The sequence below is a fragment of the Beijerinckia sp. L45 genome, assembly GCF_009765775.1.
GTDB lineage: Bacteria > Pseudomonadota > Alphaproteobacteria > Rhizobiales > Beijerinckiaceae > RH-AL1.
The window spans coordinates 6,308-8,453 of the sequence record NZ_LMUU01000157.1; the positions used below are offsets into that span (position 1 = coordinate 6,308).

Consider the following 2,146-nt stretch of genomic DNA (forward strand, 5'->3'; position numbering starts at 1 on the left):
ATTTTCCGGTCACGGTATCGATCGTGATCGAATTGAGTGCCGGTGTGGTCCCCACGTGGCCCGGGGTGTTCGGACCCTGGAAAATGACGGTGGGTGCGGTTGCGGTGCTGCCGAGCTGGTAGGAGTAGAGACCAAGTGAGGTCGAGGACAACGACCCGTCGCTGTTGTGGCCTGCCTGCAGCGCGAAGTACACGATCGGCGCGCCATTGTTATCGTCGATGGCCAGGGTGCCATTGGTACCTTGGAAAAAACCCTCCGACGCCGGAATGGCGAGGTTCGGCACCTGCGTGATGGTGACCGAATTCGCCGCCGCGGTTGCCGTCAGACTGGCTGTAAAGAGCGCGGCCGAGCCGGGGGCGACGGTGGCGCCGAAATTGGTCCCGCCGGTATCGACCGCGAACACCGCCTTCGCCGCCGCCGGATTGGCAAAGTCCATGACGAAGCTGGCGACTCCTCCCTTGTTCGCGGTCGCAATGGGAACCGTGCCCAGAACGGTGGCCGTCAAACTTGTATCGGTCGTCAGCGGTGTCGTGCTGTAGCTGATTTTCTCGAACCGCGACGTCGTTGTCGCGCTGGAGACGTTGTTATTCAAATTGTCGACGAAATACAGAAGATGGTGCACGCTATCCACCTGCAGCCCGGCGATGAAGTCCGCGGCGAATCCGTTGGCTTGGGTGGTGTCGGCAAAGATGGCATGAACGGTCCCGTTGCCGGCCAGCGCGTCTGATATTTTGCCCTCATAGATGCGGGTCCCCGAATCCTGAAAGGCGGTGAAGAAGTACAGATTATCGGCGGTATCCAGAACGATCTGAGCCGGGTTCGCAGCATTCGCGGCCGTGAGAGTCGGGCCGGACGTCACGGAGGTTCCGTTCTGGTCGACAAAGACGAAGCCGCCGCCGGAACCGCTCGCGGTCACGAACAGATCGGCGTTGAGCAGGTCGGGATAGGCGGCAAGCGCCGCGGCGGTGAATGGGGCCTCGGCCTCGATGGGGCCGGTGGTCGCGGTCAGCGACCAGGTGCCGCCCTTGGCGGCGCTGCCGACATCGGCGGTGGCGGCGGCGACGTTGACGCCGGTTTCGCCGGCAATCTGCGCCAGCAGCACCACCCCCGACGGATCGGCGGCGACGTCGCAGCCGTAAAGCATCAGATCGCCACCGGGCTGCATCGCCGCGCCGATCGTCTTGAGCTGCGCCGCGTATTGCCCGACCGTGTCGTTGTCGAGCACGGTATTGCCGAGAAACAGCATGCCGTCCTGACCATGGGCGACGATGTCGATGGTGGTGAGGTTCGGATCGGGATGGCGCTGCAGGAAATTGGCGATCTGCTGCACCCCGTCGCTGTTGGGGTCGAGCACCACCACTTCGATGCCCGGCTTCACGCCGGCGGCCAGGATCTGATAGTCCGGCGCCTGGGAATCGATGAACACGATCTCGGTCGGATTCTTGACCCAGGTGGTCACATGCGGCATCGGCCCGGCGGCTGTGGCATCGCTGTGCCCGGTCTTGTCACGCTCCGCCGCGTTGCCCGACGCAATTCCTATACCTTGGCCGGATGACGGCGGCGGCGTCTGGACGTTGGGCGCCTGCAGCTGCGGTTTTTCTGCCGCGGGCATCGCGCCGTGGTCGCCGGCGCCGTCGAGATGATGATGCTGGAACGCCGCGCCGACAGTCGCATGGCCGGCGCCGTCGTACATCATCCGTGGCTCCAACATCATGAAGCCGCTGCGTTGCAACCGCCCCATCGACCGTCCGGCCAGCGTTGGAGTGGATTGCGATGCGATGCTACGCTTGCGGCTGAACCACCCGGGGATTCCGAACATTAAACTCTCCGAGCCGGCGATGGGAGCCGGCAGGTAAAATTTTCATCGCCAATTGAAACCGCTCGCTCAGTGAGCGATAAAGCGGGTAATGCCACATTTTAGCGACCTTCGGTTGTCCGATACCATCAATTCCTACAAACCACAATTTCGCCGTCCGACCGTCGCCGCAAGCATATTCGCCATCTCGGATTGCATTTTATCTAATACTATAGTAAAAGTTGTACGGTCGACGCACCGGTGGTATGAGCACACAAGCGGTTTCCGGGCGGTGGCGTGCCCCCCTTGAAGTGGTCCTCCCTGAAGTATGGCATTTTGCCATGAGGAGGA

At 62.2% G+C, this 2,146-nt stretch carries 1 protein-coding gene; it reads right to left on the reverse strand.

The window, feature by feature from the left end; all coding sequences use genetic code 11:
• Positions 1-1,696: DUF4347 domain-containing protein (locus tag GSQ79_RS16355; protein WP_158809748.1), on the reverse strand; the 1,696-nt coding region annotated here is incomplete at its 3' end.
• Positions 1,697-2,146: the final 450 nt, after the last annotated feature.